This is a genomic window from Agromyces binzhouensis, from assembly GCF_004135055.1.
Lineage (GTDB): Bacteria > Actinomycetota > Actinomycetes > Actinomycetales > Microbacteriaceae > Agromyces > Agromyces binzhouensis.
The window spans coordinates 1-1,079 of the sequence record NZ_SDPL01000662.1; the positions used below are offsets into that span (position 1 = coordinate 1).

At 75.0% G+C, this 1,079-nt stretch carries 2 protein-coding genes; one reads left to right on the top strand and one right to left on the bottom strand.

Features of this window, described 5'->3' with window-relative positions; genetic code table 11:
• The coding region (locus ESO86_RS17465) for an NAD(P)H-binding protein (protein ID WP_165308330.1) at positions 1-302 on the bottom strand (302 nt) is incomplete at its 3' end.
• Between the two features lie 283 nt (positions 303-585).
• Here ESO86_RS17465 and ESO86_RS17470 point away from each other — a divergent pair.
• Entirely contained in the window at positions 586-1,047 is a 462-nt protein-coding gene (locus ESO86_RS17470; protein WP_242492446.1) for an NUDIX hydrolase, read from the top strand.
• Positions 1,048-1,079: the final 32 nt, after the last annotated feature.

Sequence of the window (1,079 nt, forward strand, 5' to 3'; positions counted from 1 at the left end):
GCCGCGGCATCCATCGAGCGGACCGCCGCGTCGTGGTCGACCGCGCGCGTGCGCGCCGGGTCGCCGCCGCCCGCGCCCGCCGACCAGACGACCGCGTCGTGCCCCGCGATCAGCTCGGCGAGACCCGCGACGTCGAGGGCCTCGACATCCGCCACGACCGGGTTCGCACCCGTCGCGCCGACCTCGGCGGCGTGCTCGGGGTTGCGGATGACCGAGTCGACCTCGTCGCCGCGATCCGCCAGGATCCGCGCGAGCTGCAACGCGACCCGACCGTGCCCACCGATGACCAGCACCTTCGCCATGTCCAGCCTCCCCGCCGTTCGACACCCCAACGCTACCCACGGATGACTCGGCGGGCCACCGTCGGATCCGGGCGGGCGGATGGTGGCGCACACCCGGCCGGCGCGCCAGAATGAGGCAACGGACACACGGAGGTGCGCATGTCGGTCGAAACGGTGCTCTGGGGGGCCATCTTCGGGATCATGGCGGTCGGCGGGGTCGGCCTCGCGGCCTGCCTGTGGGTGTTCGCACGCGCACCGAAGCAGTGACGCCCCACGACGCCGTCTCCGGGGCGCCCACGCGACCGTGACGACGCTGCGGAGCGCCGGGGTGCTGCTCCACCGCCGCACGCCCGGGCTCGAGGTCTTCATCGCGCACATGGGCGGGCCGTTCTGGGCCGGTCGGCACGAGCGCGCGTGGTCGATGCCGAAGGGCCTCATCGACCCGGGCGAGGACCCGCGGGACGCGGCGTTCCGCGAGTTCGCCGAGGAGGTCGGAGTGCCCGCGCCCGACGTCGACTACGTCGACCTCGGCACCGTCCGGGCGTCGGCCAAGAAGGTGCTGCACGTCTTCGCGGGCGAGGCGCCGGGCTTCGAGCTCGACGAGCTCCGGCCCGGCACCTTCGAGCTGGAGTGGCCGCTGCGATCCGGGCGGACGGCGACCTTCCCCGAGATCGACGACGCGCGCTGGGTCCCGGTCGACGAGGCGCGCGCACTCCTCGTCAAGGGGCAGGTCGCGGCGCTCGACCGGCTCGAGGGCGCGGCGTAGCGCAGCCGCCGGGTCGACGCACCGCCCGGGCG